The 25,820-nt window shown below is 37.5% G+C and carries 15 protein-coding genes, 8 tRNA genes, 3 rRNA genes, 1 pseudogene and 1 riboswitch; of the genes and pseudogenes, 23 read left to right on the top strand and 4 right to left on the bottom strand.

Annotated elements, in window-relative coordinates:
• Positions 1-61: 61 nt before the first annotated feature.
• The 17 genes from BP17_RS11550 (at position 62) to BP17_RS11470 (ending at position 12,273) form a co-directional block, all read left to right on the top strand.
• A tRNA-Ala gene (locus BP17_RS11550) sits at positions 62-134 on the top strand.
• A 160-nt stretch (positions 135-294) separates the two neighbouring features.
• Positions 295-3,215, top strand: a 23S ribosomal RNA gene (locus BP17_RS11545).
• A gap of 88 nt (positions 3,216-3,303) precedes the next feature.
• Positions 3,304-3,419 (top strand): 5S ribosomal RNA (gene rrf, locus BP17_RS11540).
• Between the two features lie 14 nt (positions 3,420-3,433).
• Positions 3,434-3,506: transfer RNA gene (locus BP17_RS11535), tRNA-Asn, on the top strand.
• Positions 3,507-3,546: 40 nt separating this feature from the next.
• A tRNA-Thr gene (locus tag BP17_RS11530) sits at positions 3,547-3,619 on the top strand.
• A gap of 963 nt (positions 3,620-4,582) precedes the next feature.
• On the top strand, positions 4,583-4,861 hold the full coding sequence (locus BP17_RS11525) for a GNAT family N-acetyltransferase (protein ID WP_035054529.1): 279 nt from the start codon (positions 4,583-4,585) through the stop codon (positions 4,859-4,861).
• A gap of 190 nt (positions 4,862-5,051) precedes the next feature.
• Positions 5,052-5,123 (top strand) — tRNA-Glu (locus BP17_RS11520).
• Between the two features lie 25 nt (positions 5,124-5,148).
• Positions 5,149-5,221: transfer RNA gene (locus BP17_RS11515), tRNA-Thr, on the top strand.
• A 41-nt stretch (positions 5,222-5,262) separates the two neighbouring features.
• Positions 5,263-5,346 (top strand) — tRNA-Tyr (locus BP17_RS11510).
• A 4-nt stretch (positions 5,347-5,350) separates the two neighbouring features.
• A tRNA-Gln gene (locus BP17_RS11505) sits at positions 5,351-5,422 on the top strand.
• 37 nt (positions 5,423-5,459) lie between these two features.
• Positions 5,460-5,575 (top strand): 5S ribosomal RNA (gene rrf, locus BP17_RS11500).
• Positions 5,576-5,593: 18 nt separating this feature from the next.
• Positions 5,594-5,666, top strand: a tRNA-Lys gene (locus BP17_RS11495).
• Between the two features lie 175 nt (positions 5,667-5,841).
• Positions 5,842-6,681 (top strand): diadenylate cyclase CdaA, encoded by an 840-nt coding sequence (cdaA, locus tag BP17_RS11490; RefSeq protein ID WP_035054527.1) that lies wholly within the window; start codon positions 5,842-5,844, stop codon positions 6,679-6,681.
• Positions 6,681-7,835, top strand: a complete 1,155-nt coding sequence (locus BP17_RS11485; RefSeq protein ID WP_051910534.1) for a CdaR family protein — start codon at positions 6,681-6,683, stop codon at positions 7,833-7,835. The genes cdaA and BP17_RS11485 overlap by 1 nt, the downstream gene beginning before the upstream one ends.
• Before the next feature lie 54 nt (positions 7,836-7,889).
• The gene (glmM, locus tag BP17_RS11480) at positions 7,890-9,248 is read left to right on the top strand and encodes a phosphoglucosamine mutase (protein ID WP_035054525.1); all 1,359 of its coding nucleotides are present in this window, start codon (positions 7,890-7,892) and stop codon (positions 9,246-9,248) included.
• Positions 9,249-9,752: 504 nt separating this feature from the next.
• Positions 9,753-9,932: riboswitch (Lysine riboswitch) on the top strand.
• Positions 9,933-10,028: 96 nt separating this feature from the next.
• Positions 10,029-11,732 carry a Na+/H+ antiporter NhaC family protein gene (locus BP17_RS11475; RefSeq protein ID WP_035054523.1) on the top strand — a complete coding sequence of 568 codons (1,704 nt, stop codon included), beginning with the start codon at positions 10,029-10,031 and terminating at the stop codon, positions 11,730-11,732.
• Positions 11,733-11,859: 127 nt separating this feature from the next.
• The gene (locus BP17_RS11470; RefSeq protein ID WP_035054521.1) at positions 11,860-12,273 is read left to right on the top strand and encodes a hypothetical protein; all 414 of its coding nucleotides are present in this window, start codon (positions 11,860-11,862) and stop codon (positions 12,271-12,273) included.
• A 79-nt stretch (positions 12,274-12,352) separates the two neighbouring features.
• Here BP17_RS11470 and BP17_RS11465 read toward each other — a convergent pair whose 3' ends face one another.
• Positions 12,353-13,042, bottom strand: coding sequence for a zinc metallopeptidase (locus BP17_RS11465; RefSeq protein ID WP_035054519.1), 690 nt, complete (start codon positions 13,040-13,042; stop codon positions 12,353-12,355).
• A 366-nt stretch (positions 13,043-13,408) separates the two neighbouring features.
• On the opposite strand from BP17_RS11465, the pseudogene BP17_RS11460 reads away from it, so the two are divergent.
• The 3 genes and pseudogenes from BP17_RS11460 to BP17_RS11450 all read left to right on the top strand — a co-directional run bounded on the left by BP17_RS11460 (position 13,409) and on the right by BP17_RS11450 (position 19,294).
• Positions 13,409-16,080: pseudogene (locus BP17_RS11460) on the top strand (cation-translocating P-type ATPase).
• A gap of 207 nt (positions 16,081-16,287) precedes the next feature.
• Positions 16,288-17,643, top strand: coding sequence for a DUF1576 domain-containing protein (locus tag BP17_RS11455; protein WP_035054517.1), 1,356 nt, complete (start codon positions 16,288-16,290; stop codon positions 17,641-17,643).
• A 259-nt stretch (positions 17,644-17,902) separates the two neighbouring features.
• Complete coding sequence (locus BP17_RS11450; RefSeq protein WP_035054515.1) at positions 17,903-19,294, top strand: L-cystine transporter; 1,392 nt, start codon at positions 17,903-17,905, stop codon at positions 19,292-19,294.
• A gap of 254 nt (positions 19,295-19,548) precedes the next feature.
• Here the strand turns inward: BP17_RS11450 and BP17_RS11445 are convergent, their stop codons facing one another.
• The 3 genes from BP17_RS11445 to BP17_RS11435 are packed head-to-tail and all read right to left on the bottom strand — an operon-like array spanning position 19,549 to position 22,348.
• The gene (locus tag BP17_RS11445; protein ID WP_035054513.1) at positions 19,549-20,775 is read right to left on the bottom strand and encodes an ABC transporter permease; all 1,227 of its coding nucleotides are present in this window, start codon (positions 20,773-20,775) and stop codon (positions 19,549-19,551) included.
• Positions 20,776-20,789: 14 nt separating this feature from the next.
• The gene (locus BP17_RS11440; RefSeq protein WP_035054511.1) at positions 20,790-21,473 is read right to left on the bottom strand and encodes an ABC transporter ATP-binding protein; all 684 of its coding nucleotides are present in this window, start codon (positions 21,471-21,473) and stop codon (positions 20,790-20,792) included.
• 14 nt (positions 21,474-21,487) lie between these two features.
• Entirely contained in the window at positions 21,488-22,348 is an 861-nt protein-coding gene (locus tag BP17_RS11435) for an efflux RND transporter periplasmic adaptor subunit (protein WP_035054510.1), read from the bottom strand.
• 178 nt (positions 22,349-22,526) lie between these two features.
• On the opposite strand from BP17_RS11435, the gene BP17_RS11430 reads away from it, so the two are divergent.
• From BP17_RS11430 to BP17_RS11420, 3 genes are read left to right on the top strand one after another with little or no spacing between them, the layout of a single operon-like run.
• Positions 22,527-23,261 carry a metallophosphoesterase gene (locus BP17_RS11430; protein ID WP_035054509.1) on the top strand — a complete coding sequence of 245 codons (735 nt, stop codon included), beginning with the start codon at positions 22,527-22,529 and terminating at the stop codon, positions 23,259-23,261.
• 31 nt (positions 23,262-23,292) lie between these two features.
• Positions 23,293-24,270, top strand: coding sequence for an ABC transporter ATP-binding protein (locus BP17_RS11425; protein ID WP_035054508.1), 978 nt, complete (start codon positions 23,293-23,295; stop codon positions 24,268-24,270).
• Position 24,271: 1 nt separating this feature from the next.
• Positions 24,272-25,789, top strand: coding sequence for an ABC transporter permease/substrate-binding protein (locus BP17_RS11420; RefSeq protein ID WP_035054507.1), 1,518 nt, complete (start codon positions 24,272-24,274; stop codon positions 25,787-25,789).
• Positions 25,790-25,820: the final 31 nt, after the last annotated feature.

Here is a 25,820-nt window from a genome sequence, read left to right as displayed (position 1 = left end):
TTGAGAGGTCAACGATCTTTCTTCTATATAAATTCAAAACAATAAATTTATAAATTCTCTTGGGGCCTTAGCTCAGCTGGGAGAGCGCCTGCCTTGCACGCAGGAGGTCAGCGGTTCGATCCCGCTAGGCTCCATTGCAACTTTAGTTGCGAAAAGAATTGTTCTTTGAAAACTGGATAAAGTTAAAAATCGTAATTAAGTAAGAAACCAGAAACACACCGAAAAGTTTTAAAAAAATAAGTTTTTTAAGGTTCTCATCGAAAGATGAGTATTAAACATTAACGATTAACCATAGGTTAAGTTAATAAGGGCGCACGGTGAATGCCTTGGCACTAGGAGCCGATGAAGGACGGGACTAACGCCGATATGCTTTGGGGAGCTGTAAGTGAGCTTTGATCCAAAGATTTCCGAATGGGGGAACCCAGCATCTTTGATAGGATGTTACTGCTGACTGAATACATAGGTCAGTAGAGGTAGACGCAGAGAACTGAAACATCTAAGTACCTGCAGGAAGAGAAAGAAAAATCGATTCCCTGAGTAGCGGCGAGCGAAACGGGAATAGCCCAAACCAGAAAGCTTGCTTTCTGGGGTTGTAGGACTGAACATATAGAGTCATAAATGAAGTTGGTAGGAGAAGCGACCTGGAAAGGTCTGCCGAAGAAGGTAAAAGCCCTGTAACCGAAACCAATTTCACTCTGATCAGTATCCTGAGTACGGCGGAACACGAGAAATTCCGTCGGAATCCGGGAGGACCATCTCCCAAGGCTAAATACTCCCTAGTGACCGATAGTGAACCAGTACCGTGAGGGAAAGGTGAAAAGAACCTCGGAAGAGGAGTGAAATAGCCCCTGAAACCGTGTGCCTACAAATAGTTAAAGCCCGTTAATGGGTGATAGCGTGCCTTTTGTAGAATGAACCGGCGAGTTACGATCACATGCGAGGTTAAGTTGATGAGACGGAGCCGTAGCGAAAGCGAGTCTGAATAGGGCGAATGAGTATGTGGTCGTAGACCCGAAACCAAGTGATCTACCCATGTCCAGGTTGAAGGTGCGGTAATACGCACTGGAGGACCGAACCCACGTATGTTGAAAAATGCGGGGATGAGGTGTGGGTAGCGGAGAAATTCCAATCGAACTTGGAGATAGCTGGTTCTCTCCGAAATAGCTTTAGGGCTAGCCTCGGAATTAGAATCATGGAGGTAGAGCAACTGTTTGGACTAGGGGCCCTTCTAGGGTTACCGAATTCAGATAAACTCCGAATGCCATTGATTTATATCCGGGAGTCAGACTGCGAGTGATAAGATCCGTAGTCGAAAGGGAAACAGCCCAGACCACCAGCTAAGGTCCCAAAGTTTATGTTAAGTGGAAAAGGATGTGGAGTTGCTTAGACAACTAGGATGTTGGCTCAGAAGCAGCCATCATTTAAAGAGTGCGTAATAGCTCACTAGTCGAGTGACCCTGCGCCGAAAATTTACCGGGGCTAAACATAACACCGAAGCTGTGGATAGAACCATTGGTTCTATGGTAGGAGAGCGTTCTAAGGGCGTTGAAGCTAGATCGTGAGGACTAGTGGAGCGCTTAGAAGTGAGAATGCCGGTATGAGTAGCGAAAGACGGGTGAGAATCCCGTCCACCGAATGACTAAGGTTTCCTGGGGAAGGCTCGTCCTCCCAGGGTTAGTCGGGACCTAAGTCGAGGCCGAATGGCGTAGACGATGGACAACAGGTTGAGATTCCTGTACCAGTTTGTTTTGTTTGAACAATGGAGGGACACAGTAGGCTAAGGAATACGTGCTGTTGGATATGCACGTCCAAGCAACAAGTTTTGAAGTGAGTCAAATGCTTGCTTCTTTAAGAACAAGTTGTGATGGGGAGGGAAATTAAGTACCGAAGTTCCCGATGTCACACTGTCAAGAAAAGCTTCTAGTTAGAAACAAACTGCCCGTACCGCAAACCGACACAGGTAGTCGAGGAGAGAATCCTAAGGTGTGCGAGAGAACTCTCGTTAAGGAACTCGGCAAAATGACCCCGTAACTTCGGGAGAAGGGGTGCTGACCAATTGGTCAGCCGCAGTGAATAGGCCCAGGCGACTGTTTATCAAAAACACAGGTCTCTGCAAAATCGTAAGATGACGTATAGGGGCTGACGCCTGCCCGGTGCTGGAAGGTTAAGAGGAAGGGTTAGCTCTCGGGCGAAGCTCAGAATTGAAGCCCCAGTAAACGGCGGCCGTAACTATAACGGTCCTAAGGTAGCGAAATTCCTTGTCGGGTAAGTTCCGACCCGCACGAAAGGCGTAACGATCTGGGCACTGTCTCAACGAGAGACTCGGTGAAATTATAGTACCTGTGAAGATGCAGGTTACCCGCGACAGGACGGAAAGACCCCATGGAGCTTTACTGCAGTTTGATATTGAGTGTTTGTACAGCTTGTACAGGATAGGTAGGAGCCAATGAAGCCAGGACGCCAGTCTTGGTGGAGGCGTTGGTGGGATACTACCCTTGCTGTATGACCACTCTAACCCACAGCCCTTATCGGGCTGGGAGACAGTGTCTGACGGGCAGTTTGACTGGGGCGGTCGCCTCCTAAAGTGTAACGGAGGCGCCCAAAGGTTCCCTCAGAATGGTTGGAAATCATTCGCAGAGTGTAAAGGCATAAGGGAGCTTGACTGCGAGACCTACAAGTCGAGCAGGGACGAAAGTCGGGCTTAGTGATCCGGTGGTTCCGTATGGAAGGGCCATCGCTCAACGGATAAAAGCTACCCTGGGGATAACAGGCTTATCTCCCCCAAGAGTCCACATCGACGGGGAGGTTTGGCACCTCGATGTCGGCTCATCGCATCCTGGGGCTGTAGTCGGTCCCAAGGGTTGGGCTGTTCGCCCATTAAAGCGGTACGCGAGCTGGGTTCAGAACGTCGTGAGACAGTTCGGTCCCTATCCGTCGCGGGCGTAGGAAATTTGAGAGGAGCTGTCCTTAGTACGAGAGGACCGGGATGGACACACCTCTGGTGTACCAGTTGTTCTGCCAAGGGCATTGCTGGGTAGCTATGTGTGGACGGGATAAACGCTGAAAGCATCTAAGCGTGAAGCCCCCCTCAAGATGAGATTTCCCATCACGTAAGTGAGTAAGACCCCTGAGAGATGATCAGGTTGATAGGTTGGAAGTGGAAGTATAGCGATATATGGAGCGGACCAATACTAATCGGTCGAGGACTTAACCAAAGAAATAACCGGTGTACGACGGATTCAGAACAAAAACGATTTTTACCTTATCCAGTTTTGAGAGAACAATGTTCTCTGATTGAAATTGTGTGGTGATGATGGCAAGAAGGTCACACCTGTTCCCATGCCGAACACAGAAGTTAAGCTTCTTAGCGCCGATGGTAGTGAAGGGTTTCCCTTTGTGAGAGTAGGACGTTGCCACGCAGATTCAATTTTATTCCGCAATAGCTCAGCTGGTAGAGCGCATGACTGTTAATCATGATGTCGTAGGTTCGAGTCCTACTTGCGGAGTTTTTTTTTTTGCAAACAAATAGTAATATCATTCAATAGTGCCGCTTTAGCTCAGTTGGTAGAGCGCTTCCATGGTAAGGAAGAGGTCGCCGGTTCGAATCCGGCAAGTGGCTTATGTATGAATGGGAAAAATCAAATGATATATTAGTTAAATTTAGTTAAAATAAAATCTAGTTTAAGCAGCGTGAGAGAAACTTCTCGCGCTGCTTTTTTGGCTGTGTAATTTTTGGAGTGGATAAGTAAATCAATAGAATTATTCACTTAAGAATTCTGTAGGAATAGAGGGTTGCTTGTATCTGTGCATTGGATTCAATGAGAATTACAAAACGTTAGCTCCTTAGCTCGATTACGGTTTTGTTTGAAGGAAGTGTAAGACTAAAAGCGTTCAAACCCGAAATCTTCTAACGCAGACCTTATCTCTAGTATGGCTAAAGCCACAAGAGCTAAGTCAACTGGAACGAATAAGAACAGGATGGTTACCAACCATAGATAAAGCACTGTAGGCTATGCCTAAGTGTATTATGCTTGTATGTAAGCTGAATCAACTGCAGTCAGGGCCAAGTGGATGCTAAATTTGCTTTTTGGAACATGTTTTAGAGAACAACACCTTCAGACTTCTCATGACTCCACGAGCAAACCTGTACATTCAACAGAAAGAATTTTATCTTGAAATATCCCCACCATTTGATTTAGAGCCAGTATGTTGATTATAAGCCAAAAGCACCACAGTTTAAGTTTCCTGCTCATACCCCTTATTATGAGTTGAACAACTTTAGGCATGATATAATGGACGTCAGGTCTGCTTTTTGGAATGCGCTCTAGAATTTTCATTCGAATATAGGGAAAGAATTGGGAGTTTTGATCTATTCACTTGAGTTTATTGAATATAATCTATTAAGACTATTACACGTGATTGTGAGGATTATGAAATAGTCTTTAATTGATTTGAATCAGTTGAATGAATGAAAAGAATTATAATTTATGTAAGCATAATGAAGCTTTATATCAGTCTTTTCTTGGTATCTAATTCAAAAAGTGTTAAACTTAATAGAATAAATTAAAAAGGAAGTGTTAGCATGGAATTTGAAAAGAATGGAAATCAGTTTTTTAAAAATGATGAATCTGGAAAATTAATTGCTGAGGTAACGTATGTTCCATCTGGTGAAGAGAAAGTAATTTTAGATCATACTTTTGTAGACCCATCTTTAAGAGGTCAAGGTATTGCTGAGCAATTGGTAGATAGAGTTGTTAAAGAGATGGAAAGTGAAGGGAAGAAAATCGTGCCACTTTGTCCATATGCAAAAGAATTATTTGATCGAAAACCTGAAAAATATAAAACAATAAAAGCTGAATAGTAGTCATCCGATGGAATAAATATGACTGTGGATAAAGATTATTCATAGTCATATTTGTGGTTTTAATTATCTGAAAAACCCTTTAATATGATAAAATGATTAAAAATACAATTAAATGAAAGAATAGTCTTTACATTATGCTGAATTATTTATATAATACTCCTTGTGCTTGAATGTTTTCAAGACGTATGACCCGTTGGTCAAGCGGTTAAGACACCGCCCTTTCACGGCGGTATCACGGGTTCGATTCCCGTACGGGTCATTGTTTTTTATTATTAAACTTTTTTGCCGGCTTAGCTCAGTTGGTAGAGCATCTGAATCGTAATCAGAGGGTCGAGGGTTCAACTCCTTTAGCCGGCATACATTTAGAAGGTCATTTAATAGTAAAATCATTTTATTTTGGAGGGGTAGCGAAGTGGCTAAACGCGGCGGACTGTAAATCCGCTCCTTCGGGTTCGACAGTTCGAATCTGTCCCCCTCCACCATTTATGGGCTATAGCCAAGCGGTAAGGCAAGGGACTTTGACTCCCTCACGCGTTGGTTCGAATCCAGCTAGCCCAGTTGCATGAATATGCAAGTAAGATTTAAATGAATTTTGTGTGGTGATGACGGCAAGAAGGTCACACCTGTTCCCATGCCGAACACAGAAGTTAAGCTTCTTAGCGCCGATGGTAGTGAAGGGTTTCCCTTTGTGAGAGTAGGACGTTGCCATGCAAATTCATTTTTTAAGTTGAGTCATTAGCTCAGTTGGTAGAGCATCTGACTTTTAATCAGAGGGTCGCAGGTTCGAATCCTGCATGACTCATAATAAAACTTGCGACAGTAATCGTTGCAAGTTTTTTTTGTATCTAAAATTAGAAACAGGTGCCTAAATGATAATGATAAGAGGTTATCATTTATGTGAATAAAGTTATTCGTATAAAATATTATGGTATAATATATTCTAGGTGACAATCAGAAATATTATCGGGGGTGCGCATATGTCTATAGATTGGTCACAACTAGTGACATGGCGAAATTTTATTAATGTTGTAGATGTATTAGTGGTTACATTTTTTATTTATCAGCTCATTAAAATTTTGCGTGGTACAAGATCGGTTCAATTATTAAAAGGAATCGCTATAATCATGTTAATAAAAGTAGCTAGTTTTTTCCTGGGATTGCAAACATTAGACTGGATCGTTGATTTAGTGATCCAATGGAGTGTTCTTGCAATTATTATTATTTTTCAGCCAGAATTGCGAAGAGGATTGGAACATCTTGGTCGAGGATCCATATTTAATCGGACAAAAAGAAAAACTAATCCTGGAGAAAATTTGGTTCAACAATTAGCAAAAGCTGTTCAATATATGGCAAAAAGAAGAATTGGTGCATTGATTTCTATCCAGATGGAAACAGAATTAGACGAATTTATCGGAACAGGAATTGCATTGGACGCTGATATCTCAAGTGAGTTATTGATCAATATTTTTATTCCGAATACGCCGTTGCATGATGGAGCAGTTATTATTAGAGATTATAAATTAGCATCTGCTGCTAGCTATTTGCCATTATCTGAGAGCACGCTAATTTCTAAAGAACTAGGAACAAGGCATCGTGCTGCAATTGGGTTAAGTGAAGTAACTGATGCGATAACAATCATTGTTTCTGAGGAAACTGGTGGTGTGAGTGTTTCATATAAAGGAGAATTATTACGAGAATTATCTAAAGAAGATTTTGAAAAATTCTTAAGCAAAAACTTAATTGTTACTGAAGAAAAACTGAAGAAAAATTCTCTCCAAGAAATGGTGGATAGTTTTAAAAAGGGGGCTTCTAAATAATGGAGAAAATCTACAATAATCCATGGTTTATGAAGATCGTTGCTCTCGCATTTGCTTTGCTATTGTTCACGTATGTAAATAGTAGCAACAATAGGGGGCAAACAGCCAGTAATATTGATGGACTAAGTGCGGTGACGTCGGATACCATACTTGAAGTACCAATAGTTGTTGAGATTGACCAAGATAATTATTATGTAACAGGTTTTCCAGCGACCGTATCAGTCGAGATATCAGGACCTTCTAGTATTGTATTAAATACTAAAACGACTAAGAATTTTGATATTGTAGCAGCTGATTTAGATAGTTTAGGAGTTGGTACTCATACAATTGAATTAGTTGCAGAAGGTCTTTCGCCTCAATTAGAGTATAAAGTTTTGCCAGAAGAAGTAACAATAACTATTGAAGAAAAGAAAGTGGAAACTTTTAGTGTAGATGTTGAATTTGATGATTCAATAATCGATGATGAGTTTGTAGCGGGTACACCAACTATTAATTACGAAACCGTAGAACTAACAGGTACTGCTTCTACAATAGACCAAATTGCGGAAGTAAAAGTAGTTGTAAATGAAGAAGACGGCGTCACAGAAGACATTGTTCAAACTCTTCCTATTATAGTTAGCGATGCTGAAGGTAAAGAGTTAGATGTCGAGCTTAATCCTAGTGAGGTTACAGTGAATATACCTGTTAGCCCAACTATGAAGGAAGTACCTATAGTATTAAACCAAACAGGTACTACCAATACTAACTTAAATTATGAATTAGGTATCAGTAATCAAGCGGATACGATAGTTTCCGTACAAGCAGATAGTGAACTGCTAAATAGTTTGAGTAGCTATCCAGTAGATATTGATGTAACAGATATAACCGAAACAACCACTCAATTAATCGAATTGCCTTTACTGGATGGTATAACAACTTTAGATCCAGAAGAAATTGAAGTAACTATAACTATTACAGAAAAAAGTTCTCAAGAAAATGAACAAAGTACTACTGAAACGAATGAAGAAAGTTCAAGTTCGAGTGAGTCTAGTTCATCAAGTGAGTCAGTTCAGAATGAAAGTGAAAGTTCAGAAAGTGAATCTTCTTCTTTAGACTCTTCAATGGAACAATCAGATGAGGCATCAAGCGAATCCAGTGAAGAAGTAAGCGAATAGGATAAAGTAAACCTTTAGGGATAAGGTTTAAACTTTGAAAAGGGGTAAAATAAGATGGGAAAATATTTTGGAACAGATGGAGTAAGAGGTGTTGCTAACTCTGAGTTAACTCCAGAATTGGCTTTTAAATTAGGAAGATATGGTGGGTTTGTTTTAACTCAGCATGCTGAAGGGGAGGAACATCCGCGTGTTTTAGTTGGAAGAGATACTCGTATTTCAGGTGAGATGTTAGAATCTGCCTTGATTGCTGGTCTTTTATCAGTCGGAATCGAGGTAATGAAACTAGGTGTCATAACAACTCCTGGAGTAGCTTATTTAACGCGTATTCAAAGAGCTGCAGCAGGCGTAATGATTTCAGCTTCACACAATCCTGCACCTGATAATGGCATCAAATTCTTCGGATCAGATGGTTTTAAATTATTTGATGCGACTGAATTAGAAATTGAAGCATTATTAGATGAAGATATTGATAATTTGCCTCGTCCAAGTGCAAAAGGTTTAGGTACGGTGGATGAATATCCAGAAGGTGCTTTAAAATACACGCAATTTTTACAACAAACGATTCCAAATGATCTAGCTGGGTTACAAGTTTGTTTAGATGGTGCTAACGGAGCGACAAGCCCTCTTCTTAATCGTTTATTTGCAGACTTAGAAACAGAATTTGATGTAATGGCATCAACACCAAATGGCTTAAATATTAATGACGGTGTTGGTTCAACGCATCCTGAAAAATTGGCTGAATTTGTAGTTGAAAAAGGTGCCGATGTTGGATTAGCTTTTGACGGTGACGGCGATAGAGTCATCGCAATTGATGAGTTAGGCAATATCATTGACGGCGATAAAATTATGTTTATTTGTGGGAAATATCTACAAGAAAAAGGTCGTTTGAAAAAAGATACGATCGTTTCTACGGTTATGAGCAACTTAGGCTTCCACAAAGCCATTGAAGCAAACAATATGATAGCTCTTCAAACGAAAGTTGGAGACCGTTATGTAGTAGAAGAAATGCGCAAAAATGGCTACAATTTTGGTGGGGAACAATCAGGACACATTGTATTCTTAGACTACAATACAACTGGTGATGGCATGTTATCAGGTATTCAATTGTTGAATGTTATGAAAGAAACAGGTAAAAAGCTTTCAGAATTAGCTGCAGAAGTTCAAACTTATCCTCAAAAATTGGTCAACATTCGGGTTAGCAATAAAAATGGAGCAATGGATGTGCCAGCAATTAAGGCTGTCATTGATGAAGTTGAAAATGAAATGAATGGAAATGGCCGTATTTTAGTTCGTCCTAGTGGCACTGAACCGTTACTTCGTGTAATGGCGGAAGCTCCTTCGCAAGAGAAAGTAAATCTTTATGTTGATCGAATCGCTTCTATTGTAATAGAAGAAATTGGTTTGGCTGAATAGAATACCATTTTAGTCATGCGTTTATAAATATTCCAGAAAAAAGAGCTCTAAATCAATTTGATTTAGAGCTCTTTTTTTCTGGAATAACATAATAATTAGAATAAATCTTAAATAGCAAGCGTGTTAACTGTTAATCATAAAACCTTATTAGCTAAATCGCTGATTAACACTGTAGCTGCTCTTATGTTGGCTTCAAAGCTAAGTAAGGGTCTATTTATTGCAGGTGGTGTAGAATTTTTGTCTGTGAAGCAGTAGTTCTTTGTTGGTAGCATAATAGCTCTTTTTCTAACTGATCCGCTCATTATTAATGAAATAACTTGTGCAAGATCTCTTTTAATAATAGACTTAGAATGACAGATTTAAAAATTATGTATTATACATTAGCAGGATTTATTTCAATTTTTGTAGTATTTTAACAGAGTGTATAAATTAAGAGAGAAACGTTTCAGCTAACTTGGGTTGTATAATGATCATTAATATAGTATATTTAATAACATAATTTAATAAAAAGATAGAGGTGCAATTTTTAAGAGTACAGTTATTGTGAAGGCGCAATATAATAGCTGGAAAGGAAAAATTGCCGAAGTGTAAAGTATTGCCAAGTACTTCATGCTGGGGTTAAACAGAATATGTTTAACACTGTCGAGAATTTCAATATGAAATTTTTGAAGGGCTATCAACAAAAGGGTTAAAGGGACATTACATATGGAACTATTCTAACACCTTGAGTTGTATAGAACTCAAGGTGTTTTTTGTGCGCAAATAGAGAGGGAGATTAGAATGAAAAAGAAAGTTGCTATTGGTTTATTCATCATTGCATTTGTTTTATTTTCAGTGAATGGAGAGTTTCGAAATACGGCTAGTGCTACAGGAGGTTTTGGCTGGTTTTCGCTAGTGCCACCAGTTGTATCCATTATTTTAGCATTTATTTCAAAAGATGTTATTATTTCATTATTCTTTGGTATTTTTGCTGGAGGGTTTATCTTGCATTTGGCAGATGGATCGATTTTCTATGCATTCGTTCAATCATTTTTAAGTATAGTCGATTATACATTATACTCTTTAGCTGATCCGTGGAATGCAGGAATCATTTTACAAGTACTTACTATTGGCGGATTGATTGCGCTAATGACAAAAATGGGTGGAGCAAAAGCCATTGCAAATGCATTATCCAAAAAAGCAAAAGGTCCTATCAGTGCTCAAATCATCACTTGGATTTTAGGTATCTTCCTGTTTTTTGATGATTATGCAAACTCATTAATTGTGGGTCCGGTTATGCGTCCAGTAACGGATGAAAAGAAAGTATCACGTGAAAAATTATCTTTTATCGTAGATGCTACAGCTGCTCCGATTGCTGGGATTGCACTGATTTCTACCTGGGTCGGCTACGAAGTGGGATTGATCAAAGATGGCTATGAAGCCATTGGTCAAGAGGTCAATGCGTATAGTATTTTTGTTGAAACTATTCCCTATCGCTTTTATAATATTTTAATGATCTTATTTGTATTATGTACAGCAGTCATGTTAAAAGAGTTTGGTCCTATGCTGACAGCAGAAAGAAGAGCACGAAAATACAACCAAACAAATGAAGAAGAAATCAATCCTAATGCTGTAAATGAAATTGATGAAATGGAGCCTGCCGAAGGAATACGTTTAAGTATTTGGAACGCAATTATTCCAATCGGTACTTTAATTATTGTTGCTATTGTCGGTTTTTACGCCAATGGATATTATGCCATTTTAGCTGGCGAAAATACTACATTAATAAACTTATTACAAGAAAGTCCATTTTCATTTACTGCCATCCAAGAAGCTTTTGGAGCATCTGATGCGAGTATCGTATTGTTCCAAGCGGCATTGCTTGCAAGTATTGTAGCTATGACTATGGGAGTAGCACAGAAGATATTCACATGGGGTAAAGCCGTTGAGACATGGATAAATGGAATGAAATCACTCATTATTACCGGAGCAATCTTATTATTGGCTTGGTCATTAAGTGAAATCATAACTGATTTAGGAACTGCTCAATTTTTAGTTTCGTTATTATCTGATACAATGCCAGCTTTCTTATTACCCTCTATCATTTTTGTTTTAGGTTCCGTCATTTCCTTTGCAACCGGAACATCTTATGGAACGATGGGGATATTAATGCCATTGACGATACCGTTAGCAGCAGCTTTGTCACCAGACCCTGAATTTGTTATCATGTCTGCAGGGGCAGTTTTAACCGGAGCAATTTTTGGAGATCATTGTTCTCCAATTTCAGATACAACGATTTTATCTTCAATGGGTGCAGGCGTGAATCATATGGAGCATGTTAAGACGCAAATGCCGTATGCCCTTCTAGTAGGGTTCATTACTATTTTATTCGGTTTTCTCCCAGTTGGGTTAGGACTGCCGATAGGGATTGTTCTACCTGTTTCAATGATTGTCATTGTTTTAGCTGTTTATTTCTTTGGTAAACCAATTGAAGAGAAAAAATAAGAATATACACTGGAAGACTTCATTTATAGATATGTTATAATTAGGCATAGAAAGAAATAAGAGTTACAGTTTTTTAGTATTTTTCTAACGGATCTCTATAGCTGAAATTAGAAATGGGGGAACAATAGTGGAAGCAAATCGAAAGAAAACGGTCCTATTAGCAATCGTGATAATCCTATTGCTTGCTTGGAATTTTCTTACCATCCCATTATTTTTATATGGCTCATTTGGCAGTGATGCGATCCTAGGTCTTAGTCCTGTTGGGAAAATAGTAAACGTATTGCTTGCTGCTTGGATATTTTTACTGATTCCAAATTTTCCATTGTTTGGTATATTCACTTCTCTAAAGAAAGAACAAATAAAAAGAGTTTATTATCATTTAGGCGCATTTATTGGTGTAGTGATAGGAAGCCTCTTTTTCTTCCAAGATAACAGTTTAGCTGCTTTGATTCTTACTGAAATAAGTGGCCTATTTTCACTTGTACTAATGTTAACACAGTTTTTTTCTAAAAAAAATCAGAAACCACATTCTTCCAAGTGAAAAGTTTCTTAAACTAAATAAGTAACAAAAAAAGAGAATCCAAAATAAATTTGGATTCTCTTTTTTTGTTATTAAATTGTTAGTTGTTCCTTCTACCGCCAAATAATAGAACTAATCTGAGAACTTGTAAGAAAGAAGCAATGGCTGCCGCAACATAAGTAAGGGCTGCTGCACTTAAAACTTTCTTAGCTTGTGAAACCTCGGTAGCATTTAAAATTTGGTGATCTCTTAGAATAGCGACTGCCCGGTTAGAAGCGTTAAATTCAACTGGTAATGTGACTATTTGGAAAATCAGAGCTATAGAAAAGAAAACAATTCCCAAATTGATCAACGTTTGGTTATAACTAAAAATAACGCCTAATAAGATCAAAGGAAAAGAGATTTTTTGTCCGAAATTTGTTGCTGGAACTAAAGCGCTCCTTAATTTTAATGGAATATAATTTTTTTGATCTTGGATGGCGTGTCCTACTTCATGAGCGGCGACACCAATAGCGGCAACAGATTGTGACTGACGTGTGCTATCTGAAAGGCGTAAAATGTCTGCATGTGAATCGTAATGATCGGTTAAATCACCGCTAACCGCCTCAATTTTCACATGTTGCAATCCGGCATTGTCTAAGATAAGGCGTGAAACCTCAGTCGCAGTGTAGCCTTTTGAATTGTTGATGCTACTATATTTTTCATACGTACTTTTGACGAAGGAACTTGCAATTCCAGATAAAATAACGCCGATAATAATTAAAATATATGTTTGGTCAAAGAAAAACATCTTATTCTCCACCTTTCTACTTCCTTTTGATTAGTATACCATAAGCGATAATGCCAGATATGAAGATTTTTATAATATTATGAGTCTATATTTTTAGTGTCTGTAGATGATTAAAATTGAGTATACAAAATTTTTGAAGTAATAGGAATTATTTGTATTCATGCAAGGAATTAGACGGTCTCGTGGTTCTTCACAAATAAATTTATTTATTATAGAAGGTATTTTAATTTGACAAACGGAAATAAAATAGCAAAAACACGTATACTTTGCTAAAAAAAAAAGTGAAAGTTATAATCAAATTTATAGAGGGAGACTGAACTTTCCTATTTTTAATAGTACCATTTAATCTGAAAGGATGGATGAAAAATGGAAAGAAAGCGGCAGCTTAAAGAAGTTTTTTTTACCCAAGATGAAGCAACTGTTTTAAAAAAAATGGAAACGACTCAAAAAGGGCTCACGTCGAGTGAAGCCGAAAAGCGAATCAAAGAATACGGACCAAACGAGCTGGATCAAGGGAAAACTAAAAGTATATTCGTCAAATTTTTAGAGCAGTTTAAAGATTTTATGATTTTGGTATTATTGGCTGCTGCGCTCATTTCTGCTATTTTTGGAGATGTCGCAGATGCGTTTATTATCTTGGTCGTTGTTGTATTAAATGCGATATTAGGCGTTTATCAAGAAGCAAAAGCGGAAGAGGCAATTGATGCCCTGAAGAAAATGTCTTCTCCTGAAGCAAGAGTTAGGCGAGATGGCAATGTTGTTTCTTTAAAGAGTGGTCAATTAGTCCCTGGAGATATTTTGTTACTAGAGGCTGGCGATGTAGTAGCGGCAGATTTAAGGTTGATTGAAGTTGCTTCACTTAAAATAGAGGAGTCTGCATTAACAGGAGAATCAGAAGCGGAAGAAAAAGATATCGCTGTGCTCAAAGATGAAAAAGTTGGTATTGGGGATCGACTAAACATGGCTTTCATGAACAGCAATGTAACATATGGTCGTGGAGAAGGAGTTGTTGTTGGAACCGGCATGAATACTGAAGTAGGTAAAATTGCGGATATGCTAGCAACCTCTGAAGAAACAATGACTCCTTTGCAAGAAAATTTAAACCGCTTAGGAAAATACTTAACCGTTGCAATCTTAATTGTTGCTGTAGTGATGTTTGGTATAGGAATGTACAATGGCCGTGAATGGCTGGATATGTTATTGACATCGATTTCTTTAGCCGTTGCAGCTATACCGGAGGGATTACCGGCAATCGTAACCATTATCTTAGCTTTAGGAACACAGAAGATGGCAAAACGCAAAGCACTAATTAGGAATTTACCAGCTGTTGAAACGTTAGGAAGCACCGATGTTATTTGTACAGATAAGACAGGAACTTTAACAATGAATAAAATGACTGTTGAAAAAGTTTATTTCAATGGAGCAATACAGAATGTTGAAGAAAAAATTAATTTTCGAACGCCAGTTATTCGAGTCATGACGTATAGTAACGATACGCAAATTGCAAATGATGGAACATTGATTGGGGATCCAACAGAAACAGCAATGGTTCAATATGCTATAGATAAAGGTATGAATGTTGAAGAAGAATTGGCCAAAGAGCCGCGAATTGCTGAGGTTCCTTTTGAGTCAGATCGTAAATTGATGTCAACGATCCATCAGCTACCAGATGGGAAGTTTTTCATTGGAGCTAAAGGAGCGCCGGATGAATTATTAAAAAGATGTGCGCAAATAGACATTAAAGGAAAGATAGAATCATTAAATGAAAGAACTAGGCAAATTATTTTAGATACGAATCATGATTTAGCAACTCAAGCTTTGAGAGTGTTGGCGATGGCTTACAAAATAGTGGATCAGCTTCCTACAGACATCACAACGCAAGGAGTCGAACAAGAATTAGTTTTTGCTGGTATGATCGGGATGATTGATCCTGAGAGGCCAGAAGTCAAAGATGCTGTTAAAGTTGCTAGAGAAGCTGGAATTCGTTCAGTAATGATTACAGGAGACCACAGAGATACAGCCGAAGCTATTGCACGTCGATTGGGTATTTTGGAAGACAACCAACAAGGCGGTGTGCTGACGGGTGCCGAATTAGACCAAATTGATGATAATGATTTTGCATCTAGAGTAAAAGATTATTCTGTTTATGCTAGAGTGTCTCCTGAACACAAGGTTCGTATTGTTAAAGCTTGGCAAAAAGCGGGTAAAATCGTGGCTATGACTGGTGACGGAGTTATAATGATGCACCAGCGCTTAAAACAGCTGATATTGGTATAGGAATGGGAATCACAGGTACCGAAGTTTCAAAAGGTGCAAGTGATATGGTTTTAGCAGATGATAACTTTTCAACAATCGTCGTTTCGGTAGAGGAAGGACGTAAAGTGTTTTCAAATATCCAAAAGGCCATCCAATTTTTATTATCGGCTAACCTAGGAGAAGTGCTGACATTGTTCATCGCTACTATATTAGGATGGAGCATTTTAGCACCTGTTCATATCTTATGGATAAACCTTGTAACTGATACATTTCCAGCAATTGCACTAGGTTTAGAACCAGCAGAAGCTGATGCAATGAAACAACCACCAAGAGGAAGAAAAGCAACATTCTTTTCAAATAGTGTGTTGCCAAGCTTGATTTATCAAGGCGTTTTTGAAGGAGGAATCACTTTATTTGTTTACTGGTGGGCAACTAACAACCCAGTACATGCAAATGATATAGATTTGATTCATGCAGATGCGTTAACCATGGCATTTGCTACATTAGGATTGCTTCAGTTATTCCATGCTTTTAATGTCAAATCTATTAAAAAATCTTTGTTCACGGTTGGCTTTTTTAGAAATAAAGCTTTTAATTTAGCCATTTTATTATCAGCAGCATTATTAAGTGTCGTTATTTTAATACCGGGGTTAAATGATGCATTTAGTGTATCTCCATTAACTATTGAGCAATGGTTGTTAGTATTTGGGGCAGCTGTTTCAATTATCCCGTTAGTTGAAGTTGTGAAGTTTTTTATGCGAAAAGCTTCTAAAGATGACTAGTAATGAGTGATAAAAAGTTATAAAATTTTTAAAAAGCATTCCTATATTATAGGGATGCTTTTTTTAGGAAAATGCGCTTTTATTTAAAATTAAATTGTGTCACTTAAACATTCGTGTTATCATTTTGTTAAATAGCAAGCACTCGCTTTATCTAGAAGAAGGTTTTAAGGATTAAACAGACTAGTTAAAGGAAAGAGGTCGATGCATATGGGGAAAGTATGGTTTCCACCTTTACAAGATGAGAATCCAATAGTAATGGAAAGAATTAAATATATAATTGCTCTTTTATTCGCTCTTACGCTAGTTGGACTAGCACTATACTTCAATACACTTAAAGAGATTTGGTATGGAAGTCTTAAAATTCTTGTCTCTCCAGCTAATCTAGTAACCGATTATTTTGAATTGGCAAATGTTGGCGCAGCATTCATCAATGCAGCATTGATGATCATAAAAAGTCTATTCATTATCCGATCAACAAAAGTTGTATTGTCTGGTCCATTACTTGCGGCAATCTTCACGATAGCAGGATTTTCGTTATTTGGTAAAAATTTGTTTAATTCCATTCCAATAATTTTAGGTGTAATTTTATACGCTAAACTGACTCATACTCCGTTTAAAAATTATTTGTTATCTGCTTTATACGGGACGGCTTTAGGGCCATTAGTGAGCGAAGTGGCCTTCAACAGTGGATTCTCATTTTTAACGGGTATTTTTTTAGGTTGGATAGCTGGGGCCATCGTTGGTCTGATTTTGCCACCATTATCACGTCATTTTATAAGTTTTCATAAAGGGTTTAGTCTGTATAACATTGGATTTACTGCTGGAATTATCGGCATGGCTTTTATTGCATTTTTTAGAGCCTACGGAATAGAAGTAGATACAGTTCATTTAGTATCAAGTGGTTACAATCAACCGTTATCCATCTATCTTTATAGTTTGTTTTTTTTATTGTTTAGCGGAGGACTTTATTTTAATAGAGGCTCATTTTCTGGATATGCTGCTTTTTTGAAAGAGGACGGAAAAGGTGGACCTGATTTTTTAGAGCATCATGGCTTGGGATTAACTTTGATAAATATGGCTTTGTTAGGTTTTTTGACGACCACGCTTGTGTTAATTGTAGGAGGAGAATTAAACGGCCCAGTTATTGGAGGAATATTTACAGTTGTTGGTTTTGGAGCCTTTGGAAAACACGTGAAAAATGTTTTTCCCATCCTTTTAGGAGTATTACTCGTAGGATGGCTGACATCAGCTGATTTATCCAGTACTAATTTTATGCTTACCGCTTTATTTGGAACAACTTTAGCTCCTGTTAGTGGACACTACGGAATAATAGCTGGAATTTTAGCAGGCAGTTTGCATATGGTTATCGTAACGAATATCAGTTATTTACATGCGGGTATGAATCTTTACAATAACGGGTTTTCAGGAGGATTTACAGCGGCTATAATTGTTCCTTTATTAGAAGTCGTTTTCTTCCATAAAAAGGAACGAAAAAACAAAGAAATTATCAAACCTGTAATTAACACTGAAACTATTGAAGACTTAAAAAAAATAAAAAAGTAGTCTGAATGGTATACTGGAAATAATAAAAAAATAAAGTCTTTGAACTAATGACCCATCATTAGTTCAAAGACTTTTTTTTATATTGAGTTTTCACTTGATTTCCTTACAAAAGTAAAGTAAAATTTAAAAGTCACTAAAAATGCAAGGCAAGTCCTCATTTTTAGGGTAGTTACTTTGGAAAAGGCTACTTGAGACCTTTAATCTTATGATGGATCTGTTTTCTTAATTGAATTAAGGAAGCAAAAAAGGGAGGATTATTATGACAAATCTTTATATTGGTATAGTATTAGTATTATTTATTGCAGTACTTGCTGGATTTTGGCAATTACAAAAAAGACATATAAAATTTTCAACACGTGTTTTTATCGCTTTAGGATCAGGTGTTGTGTTTGGAGCTGTGATACAGCTTATCTTTGGAGCGGGCAGTGAGGTCGCTACTGGATCAATCGATTGGATCAATATAGTCGGAAATGGCTATGTTAATTTCTTACAAATGTTGATCATGCCATTAATTTTTGTATCTATTGTAGGAGCTTTTACAAAGATTGAAGGGTCGAAAGATCTTGGTAAAATTAGTTTTACCGTATTAGCAACACTTTTAGGAACGACGGCTATTGCCGCATTCATTGGAGTAATGAGTGTTATGGTATTTAATTTAGATGGAGCAGAATTTGTACAAGGTACAGCTGAAACGGCACGTATTGAGGAACTAAATGTCACTCAAGAGCAAGTCGTTGATTTAAGTATTCCAGAACAAATTCTAGCCTTTATCCCGGTAAACTTTTTCGCTGATTTAGCAGACTCACGCTCGACAAGTACAATTGCGGTTGTTATTTTCTCTGCTTTTGTTGGAGTAGCCTATTTAGGAGTTAACCGTAAAGATCAAGAAGCGGGAGAATTCTTTGCTAAAATAATTGAAAGTTTATATGCAATTGTAATGCGTATCGTTACTTTAGTATTGCGATTAACACCCTACGGAATTTTTGCTTTAATGACTAAGGCACTTGCTACAAGTGACTTTAACGCTTTACTTAACTTAGGTAAATTTGTTATTGCTTCATATGCAGCTCTTATCGTTATGTTTTTGATTCACATGTTGATATTGATGGGAGTAAAAGTCAATCCTATTCAATATATTAAAAAGACATTTACGGTATTAAGTTTTGCCTTTACTGCTCGTTCAAGCGCGGGTGCATTACCTTTGAATATTGAAACACAAACAAAAACTTTAGGAGTAGATCAAGCGTCAGCAAACTTCTCTGGAACATTTGGATTATCAATTGGTCAAAATGGGTGTGCAGGTATTTATCCAGCTATGCTAGCAGCTATTGTAGCACCTACTGTAGGAGTAGATGTATTTAGCCCAGCTTATATTCTTACTATCCTAGCTGTTGTTACAATCAGTTCATTTGGAGTTGCTGGTGTTGGTGGTGGAGCAACATTTGCTGCATTGATCGTACTAGGAGCATTAGATTTACCAGTAGCAATCGTCGGTTTAGTTATTTCTGTAGAACCTTTGATTGATATGGGACGTACATTGTTAAATGTAAATGATAGCATGATTGCAGGAATCATCTCGTCAAAAAGAATTAAGAGTTTTGATGATAAAATATTAAATGATGATTCAGCAATTATAAAATCTGATATTTAATCTAAAAAAGCTAGGACAAAAATGTCCTAGCTTTTTTTTGCTCTAGGTTAAATGGTGCGGATGCTTCAAGATGAAATTTCTTCTGGAATAGACGGGTTTGCTTGTGGAACCATGGAAGAGCCTGAATCCTGAATCCAAAACAATGGTTACAAACAACTCTTATTCCTCGAGAATTTTGGGATTAGTCATTCAACTTATTTATACACACTAAAATACAGTCTTCTTTTGTAGCTGATCATAATTTCTAGAAATGGTTATTCATATCTTAAAGCTTCTATTGGATCCAATTTTGCAGCTTTTCGAGCAGGATAAATCCCAAAGAAAATTCCTACTGCAGTAGAGAAAAGAAGAACAAGAACAACAGATCCTAAGGTAATATTAGGGACAATATTTAAAGCGTTAGCTATAACATTTGCAAGTAGTATACCCAAAAACAGACCAATAATTCCACCAATCAGAGTCAATATGACGGCTTCCATTAAAAATTGAAAAAGAATGGTATTCGTTGTCGCGCCTAAAGCTTTTCTGGTACCAATCTCACGTGTTCGTTCAGTTACAGATACGAGCATAATGTTCATAACACCAATTCCGCCTACCAATAAAGCAATTGCTGCTACAGCAGCGATAAAGTTTACAAACAAACTTAAAACTGAATCTACTTGATCAAGAGCTTGCAAAAAGTTAGTCGCTGTATAAAAATTCTCTCCTACAGAATCGTGTTTCGTTTCTAATAGTCGAACCATACGATTAGAGACTGATTCGATTGCATCTTTATCCGTCACTTGAACCGTTAAACTATTCATAAGGGCCATTGTTGGATTTAACTTCTCCATTGTTGTAAGAGGAAGAGCTAAGAATAAAGGCATCTGGCTTAGATCAAAAGAGCCTTGTAATTCTTGAAAGGTCCCTTCTACAATACCGATAATTTTCAAATTAAGAGTAGTCCCAGTATTACTCAACAGCTGGATATCCTCACCAATCACATTTTGACGACCATTAAACAGTGATGTAGCTGTATCTTCAGTAATTACGACCACTTCTTTTGCATCATCATAGTCGCTTTGGTTGAAGTAGCGTCCATAGATGAGGGTACTTTCCATTGACTGATTGGTATATTGTAAATCTGAAGTACCGCTAAATGCCAAAACTGTTCGGGTTTCAAAATCCGACTTTACGGTTGTATTAACTGTATTGTCTGGTGAAATACGTGTTATCTCAGGGATAGAATCTTTTAGTGCTGTAATGTCTGCATCTGTGATCGCTGCATCAGTTGTAGCTTCATCACTTAAGGACAATGAAATAGTAGAAGCTCCAAAATCATTGAACGTGTTAGTGATTTCTGAAGTCGCACCATTTCCGACTGATAAAATAGCTATAACAGCTGTGATACCTATAATAATTCCCAGCATAGTCAAAAGAGACCGTAATTTATTTGAAAAAATACTGTCGACAGCCATTTTGAAATTTTCAAGAATATTCATGCGGAAACTCCCTTCTAAACTGATTTTTGAGATTGGTCGTTTATCAATGCACCATCATTAAATGTGAGTATTCGTTTAGTATATAAGGCTACTGCAGATTCATGAGTGACCATCAGAATAGTTGTTCCTTCAGCATTTAACTCTTGGAAAATACGCATAATATCAACGGTCGTCTTGGAATCAAGGTTTCCTGTAGGTTCATCTGCCATTAGTACATGAGGATTATTTACGATTGCCCGGGCAATAGCGACGCGCTGTTTCTGACCACCTGAAATTTCATTTGGTTTATGTTTGACGCGATCGCTTAAACCGACACGCTCTAAAGCTTTTAGAGCTCGTTCTTTTCTTTCTTTAGCTTTCACACCGGCATACACTAAAGGCAATTCAACATTTTCTAAAACTGACATACGCGGCATCAAGTTAAAGGATTGAAAAATAAAGCCAATCTCTTTGTTGCGAATTTTGGCACTTTCTTTATCACTTAGATCACTTACGTTTTGACCGTTCAGCATATAAGTACCTGAATCAAAACGATCTAATAGACCTAAAATATTCATTAACGTCGATTTACCTGATCCGCTTGATCCCATTATTGAAGTAAATTCGCCAGCTGCTATTTCTAGAGAAACATTATCTAAAGCAACTAATTTTTCTTCACCAGTGGTATATGTTTTAACGATATTTTTAATGCTGATCATGGTTGAGCTCCCTCCTATTCACTAGTCACCTTAGTACCATCACTGATCGTATCATCAGGAGATAAGATAATTGTGTCATCCAGTGTAAGACCATCCGTTACTTCTACGTTTGTAGCGGATTGGATGCCAGTTTCTATCGGTGTAGTCAATGCTTTTTCATTTTCAACAACATAAACATATGGGTTATTATCTACGTCATACAAGAGGGCTTCAATTGGAATAGCTAAAACATTTTCCGCAGTATTTGTTGTCACATCAACATCAATATTAAATCCAGCAAACAGACCTTCGGGCGGTGTATCAAAAGAAATGATGGACTTTAAAACCATCGATGTACTGGTCTGACTTGTTACGGTAGAAGCTGTAGGGTCAATATGCGATACGGTTCCATCAAAAGACTGATCTCCAGTCGTTAATACGGCAACTTGTCCTTCTTCAATAAGGGGTGCATCTGATTCGCTTAAGTTGATTGTAACCTGTAAATTGCTTAAGTCAGCAATTGCGATGGCAGGTTCACCATTTTGACTGCTTAAATCAACTTGGCCATTTTTTGCGTTAACTGTTGTGACGGTACCATTAAAATCAGCTGTCTGATTTGTTCCATCTCTATAAGAGATAAGAGTAGCACCTTCTTCAATAGAATCGCCTACACTTACAGGTACATCTTGAATCAGTCCTTGACCAAAAATAGTTTGCGTTTGGGTAGATTCAATTAATCCATTTGTGCTTAGTGTTTCTTTGATCGTCTCCTGTGATACTTTTGCAATTTGCACGGTGATCGTTTCTTCTTCAGTGTTAGAATTTATAACACTATAAAAGATAAAGGCAATGATGGCAATAGCTATAACAACTCCGACTCCTTTTTTCCAATTCATGGCTAGATACTTCCTTTCTATTATTGTCATTATTAGCAGTGAGCGTTTTCCTAATTATAATGATTCTATTTTTTATAGTCTAGACTAATGCCTTACAAACTAGGTCGAAAATCATTATTTTATAAGATATTTTGCTCAACTGGTATAATAATGAAAACTTCTAAAGAGGTGTTGGAGGATGAAAAAAGAATTATTTGCAATTGGAGACGTTCATGGACAAATTTCAATGTTTGAAGAAATGTTGACTCATTGGGATGAAGCGACACAGCAGCTGCTTTTAATTGGTGATCTAGGCGATCGCGGTGAAAACCCAAAAGCTTGTTTTTTGTTGGCGCAGTCATTAGTTGAGCAAAAAGGGGCTATTTATTTAAAGGGTAATCATGAAGCAATGTTGCTGGCATTTATAAACGATCCGGAAAAAAATTATAGCCTTTACTGTTTAAATGGTGGGATGAAAACTCTTGAAACATTCTTGCATTCTGGTTTAGAGGATGAATACTCACCTACAGAAATCGCCATGATTTTGACTAGCCGTTACCCCACGCTGAAGCCTTTCCTTGAAGCATTGCCGCTTTACTATGAGTGGGGAAATTTTTTATTTGTTCATGCGGGTGTGGATCTAGCTAAAAGTGATTGGCGACAAACAGCTGATTATGATTATGTTTGGATCCGTGAACCCTTTCATAAAGAAAAAAACAACACAGGAAAAACAATTGTATTTGGCCATACCATTACGCCTGCTTTATATGGAGACAATCAAACAACTGATTTATGGATAGAGGATCATAAAATCGGTATAGATGGAGGAGCTGTATATGGAGGGGCCCTTCATGGCGTTGTATTTAATGAAGAAGAATTAGTCGAAGATATTAAAATAGACAATATAGGATTCGTTTGGGATGGCAATGTATAAATTATAAGAACTTAGTCAAAGGAGAAATTAAATGATATTTTTTGAAAATGTTTCTAAAGAATATGAAAAAGGAAAACCGGTAGTATCGAATATCAATTTAGAAATAAAAGATGGGGAATTTTTTGTGCTCATTGGACCAAGTGGAAGTGGAAAAACAACGACACTTAAAATGATCAATCGACTGATTCCATTATCGACCGGTTTCATTCGAATAGATGAAAAACCAATCAGCGACTACAATTTACAAGAATTACGATGGAATATTGGGTATGTATTGCAACAAATCGCTTTATTCCCAAATATGACTGTTGAAGAAAATATTATGATCGTTCCAGAAATGAAAAAGTGGTCTAAAGAAGATACCCGAAATAGAGTGACTGAGCTTTTAGATAGTGTTGGATTAGATCCAGAAACATACCGGAATCGTAAACCGTCTGAACTCTCAGGTGGAGAACAGCAGAGAATTGGTGTGATTAGAGCTTTAGCAGCTAACCCGGACATCATTTTAATGGATGAGCCATTTAGTGCGTTAGACCCAATTAGCAAACGCAACTTGCAAAATGATGTAGCTAGGTTACAAAAGAAGTTGAACAAAACTGTTGTTTTTGTAACGCATGATATACAAGAGGCTTTAGCTCTGGGAGACCGTATTTGTTTAATGAATAATGGGAAAATAGAACAAGTAGGAACTCCCAGTGAAATCCAGAATCATCCTAAAAATGATTTTGTTCGCAAATTTCTACAAACGGGTATCAGTGATTTTAAAAAGACGCCAACAATTCAACAGATCATTGCAACCGGAAAGTTAGAAATTAATGAAGCAGTAGAAGAAACAGGACTTTACGTAACTCCTGAGGATACGGTGGATACATTGATTGTCGCTTTAGCTAAAGAAGAGTTTGTTCTCATCAAGGAAGAAGGCAATAAGATAGGCAAAATCACAAAACAACAGCTGCTTAATTATTTAGCTCAAGAAATTCATGCTGAAAAAGAAAGTGTGGTGCTATAATATGAATGAACTTATCACTACCTTTCAGGAACGTAGAAGTCAATTAGGAACTGCCTTGATTGAACATATGCAATTATCATTTGTTTCATTGTTTATAGCAGTCATTATAGCTATTCCGCTAGCAATCTATTTAACTAGACATAAAAAAATGGCAACTATTATGATACAAATCACCTCTATTTTTCAAACGATCCCATCACTTGCTCTACTAGGATTGATGATACCTTTAGTAGGAATAGGAACTTTACCGGCTGTTATAGCATTGGTAATTTATGCCTTATTACCTATTTTAAGAAATGCTTACACTGGAATAATGGAAGTGGACCCATCACTTAATGAAGCGGCAGATGCTATGGGAATGAATCGATTTAAAAAACTGATCAAAGTTCAAATTCCACTTGCTATGCCGGTCATCATGGCAGGGATTCGCAATGCAATGGTGTTGATTATTGGAACTGCGACCATTGCAGCTTTAATTGGAGCCGGTGGATTAGGGAGTCTTATTTTATTAGGGATCGATCGTGGAAATAACTATTTGATTTTATTAGGAGCGATTCCAGCAGCGCTACTAGCAATTTTATTTGATTACCTTTTGAGCATATTTGAAAAAATCTCTTTCAAGAAAACAATCGTTACATTGGGTGTTCTTAGTGTTATTATTTTAAGCCTACTATTTGTACCTTTATTGGCGAAAGATGAAGAAGAGTTAGTTATCGCAGGTAAATTAGGTGCAGAACCTGAAATTATTATGAATATGTATAAATATTTGATTGAAGAAGAAACGGATGTAGCGGTTACGTTACAGCCGAACATGGGGAAAACAACTTTCGTGTTCAATGCATTAGAGTCTGAGGATATTGATATTTACCCAGAATATACTGGAACAATATTAGCAACTTTTTTAAATGAAGAATTGGATTCAACAGATGGACAAGCTGTTTACCAACAAGCTAAAGAAGGGTTAGCAGAACAATATGATATGTCCTTGTTGGAACCTATGGCATTTAATAATACCTATACACTTGCGGTTACTTCAGAACTAGCAGAAGAATATCAGCTTGAGACTATTTCTGATTTGATTCCGATCGCAGATGAAATTAAAGCTGGTTTCACATTAGAATTTTCTGATCGCCAAGATGGGTATTTAGGAATCCAAGATCTATATGGGCTAACTTTTGGAGAAGTTCAAACAATGGAACCAAAACTTCGTTATGCAGCAATTGAAACAGGGGATATTAATTTGGTTGATGCTTATTCAACAGATAGCGAACTTGCTCAATATGAGTTAGTTGTTTTAGAAGATGACCGTGGTTTATTTCCACCTTATCAAGGGGCTCCATTAATGCTGACTGAAACATTGGCAGATTTCCCTGAATTAGCCGATATTTTAAACCAATTATCTGGTAGAATTACAGATGAAGAGATGCGGGAAATGAATTATGCTGTAAATGTTGACGGAAAAAGTACAAGTGAAGTTGCCCAACAATTTTTAATGGAACAAGGATTGATTGAAGAATAAATAAAACTATATAAGAAATTGAATAAAGGGG

Origin of the sequence: Carnobacterium pleistocenium FTR1, from assembly GCF_000744285.1 — a bacterium.
GTDB lineage: Bacteria > Bacillota > Bacilli > Lactobacillales > Carnobacteriaceae > Carnobacterium_B > Carnobacterium_B pleistocenium.
The sequence above is the reverse complement of the archived record's forward strand: the minus strand, read 5'-3'. Positions and strand labels throughout refer to the sequence as shown.

Bases quoted from the DNA above. Each gene is read 5' to 3' on its own strand.
- BP17_RS11525 (WP_035054529.1), top strand. From the start codon at position 4,583: ATGGAATTTGAAAAGAATGGAAATCAGTTTTTTAAAAATGATGAATCT.
- cdaA (WP_035054527.1), top strand. From the start codon at position 5,842: ATGTCTATAGATTGGTCACAACTAGTGACATGGCGAAATTTTATTAAT.
- BP17_RS11485 (WP_051910534.1), top strand. From the start codon at position 6,681: ATGGAGAAAATCTACAATAATCCATGGTTTATGAAGATCGTTGCTCTC.
- glmM (WP_035054525.1), top strand. From the start codon at position 7,890: ATGGGAAAATATTTTGGAACAGATGGAGTAAGAGGTGTTGCTAACTCT.
- BP17_RS11475 (WP_035054523.1), top strand. From the start codon at position 10,029: ATGAAAAAGAAAGTTGCTATTGGTTTATTCATCATTGCATTTGTTTTA.
- BP17_RS11465 (WP_035054519.1), bottom strand. From the start codon at position 13,042: ATGTTTTTCTTTGACCAAACATATATTTTAATTATTATCGGCGTTATT.
- BP17_RS11455 (WP_035054517.1), top strand. From the start codon at position 16,288: ATGGGGAAAGTATGGTTTCCACCTTTACAAGATGAGAATCCAATAGTA.
- BP17_RS11450 (WP_035054515.1), top strand. From the start codon at position 17,903: ATGACAAATCTTTATATTGGTATAGTATTAGTATTATTTATTGCAGTA.
- BP17_RS11445 (WP_035054513.1), bottom strand. From the start codon at position 20,775: ATGAATATTCTTGAAAATTTCAAAATGGCTGTCGACAGTATTTTTTCA.
- BP17_RS11440 (WP_035054511.1), bottom strand. From the start codon at position 21,473: ATGATCAGCATTAAAAATATCGTTAAAACATATACCACTGGTGAAGAA.
- BP17_RS11435 (WP_035054510.1), bottom strand. From the start codon at position 22,348: ATGAATTGGAAAAAAGGAGTCGGAGTTGTTATAGCTATTGCCATCATT.
- BP17_RS11430 (WP_035054509.1), top strand. From the start codon at position 22,527: ATGAAAAAAGAATTATTTGCAATTGGAGACGTTCATGGACAAATTTCA.
- BP17_RS11425 (WP_035054508.1), top strand. From the start codon at position 23,293: ATGATATTTTTTGAAAATGTTTCTAAAGAATATGAAAAAGGAAAACCG.
- BP17_RS11420 (WP_035054507.1), top strand. From the start codon at position 24,272: ATGAATGAACTTATCACTACCTTTCAGGAACGTAGAAGTCAATTAGGA.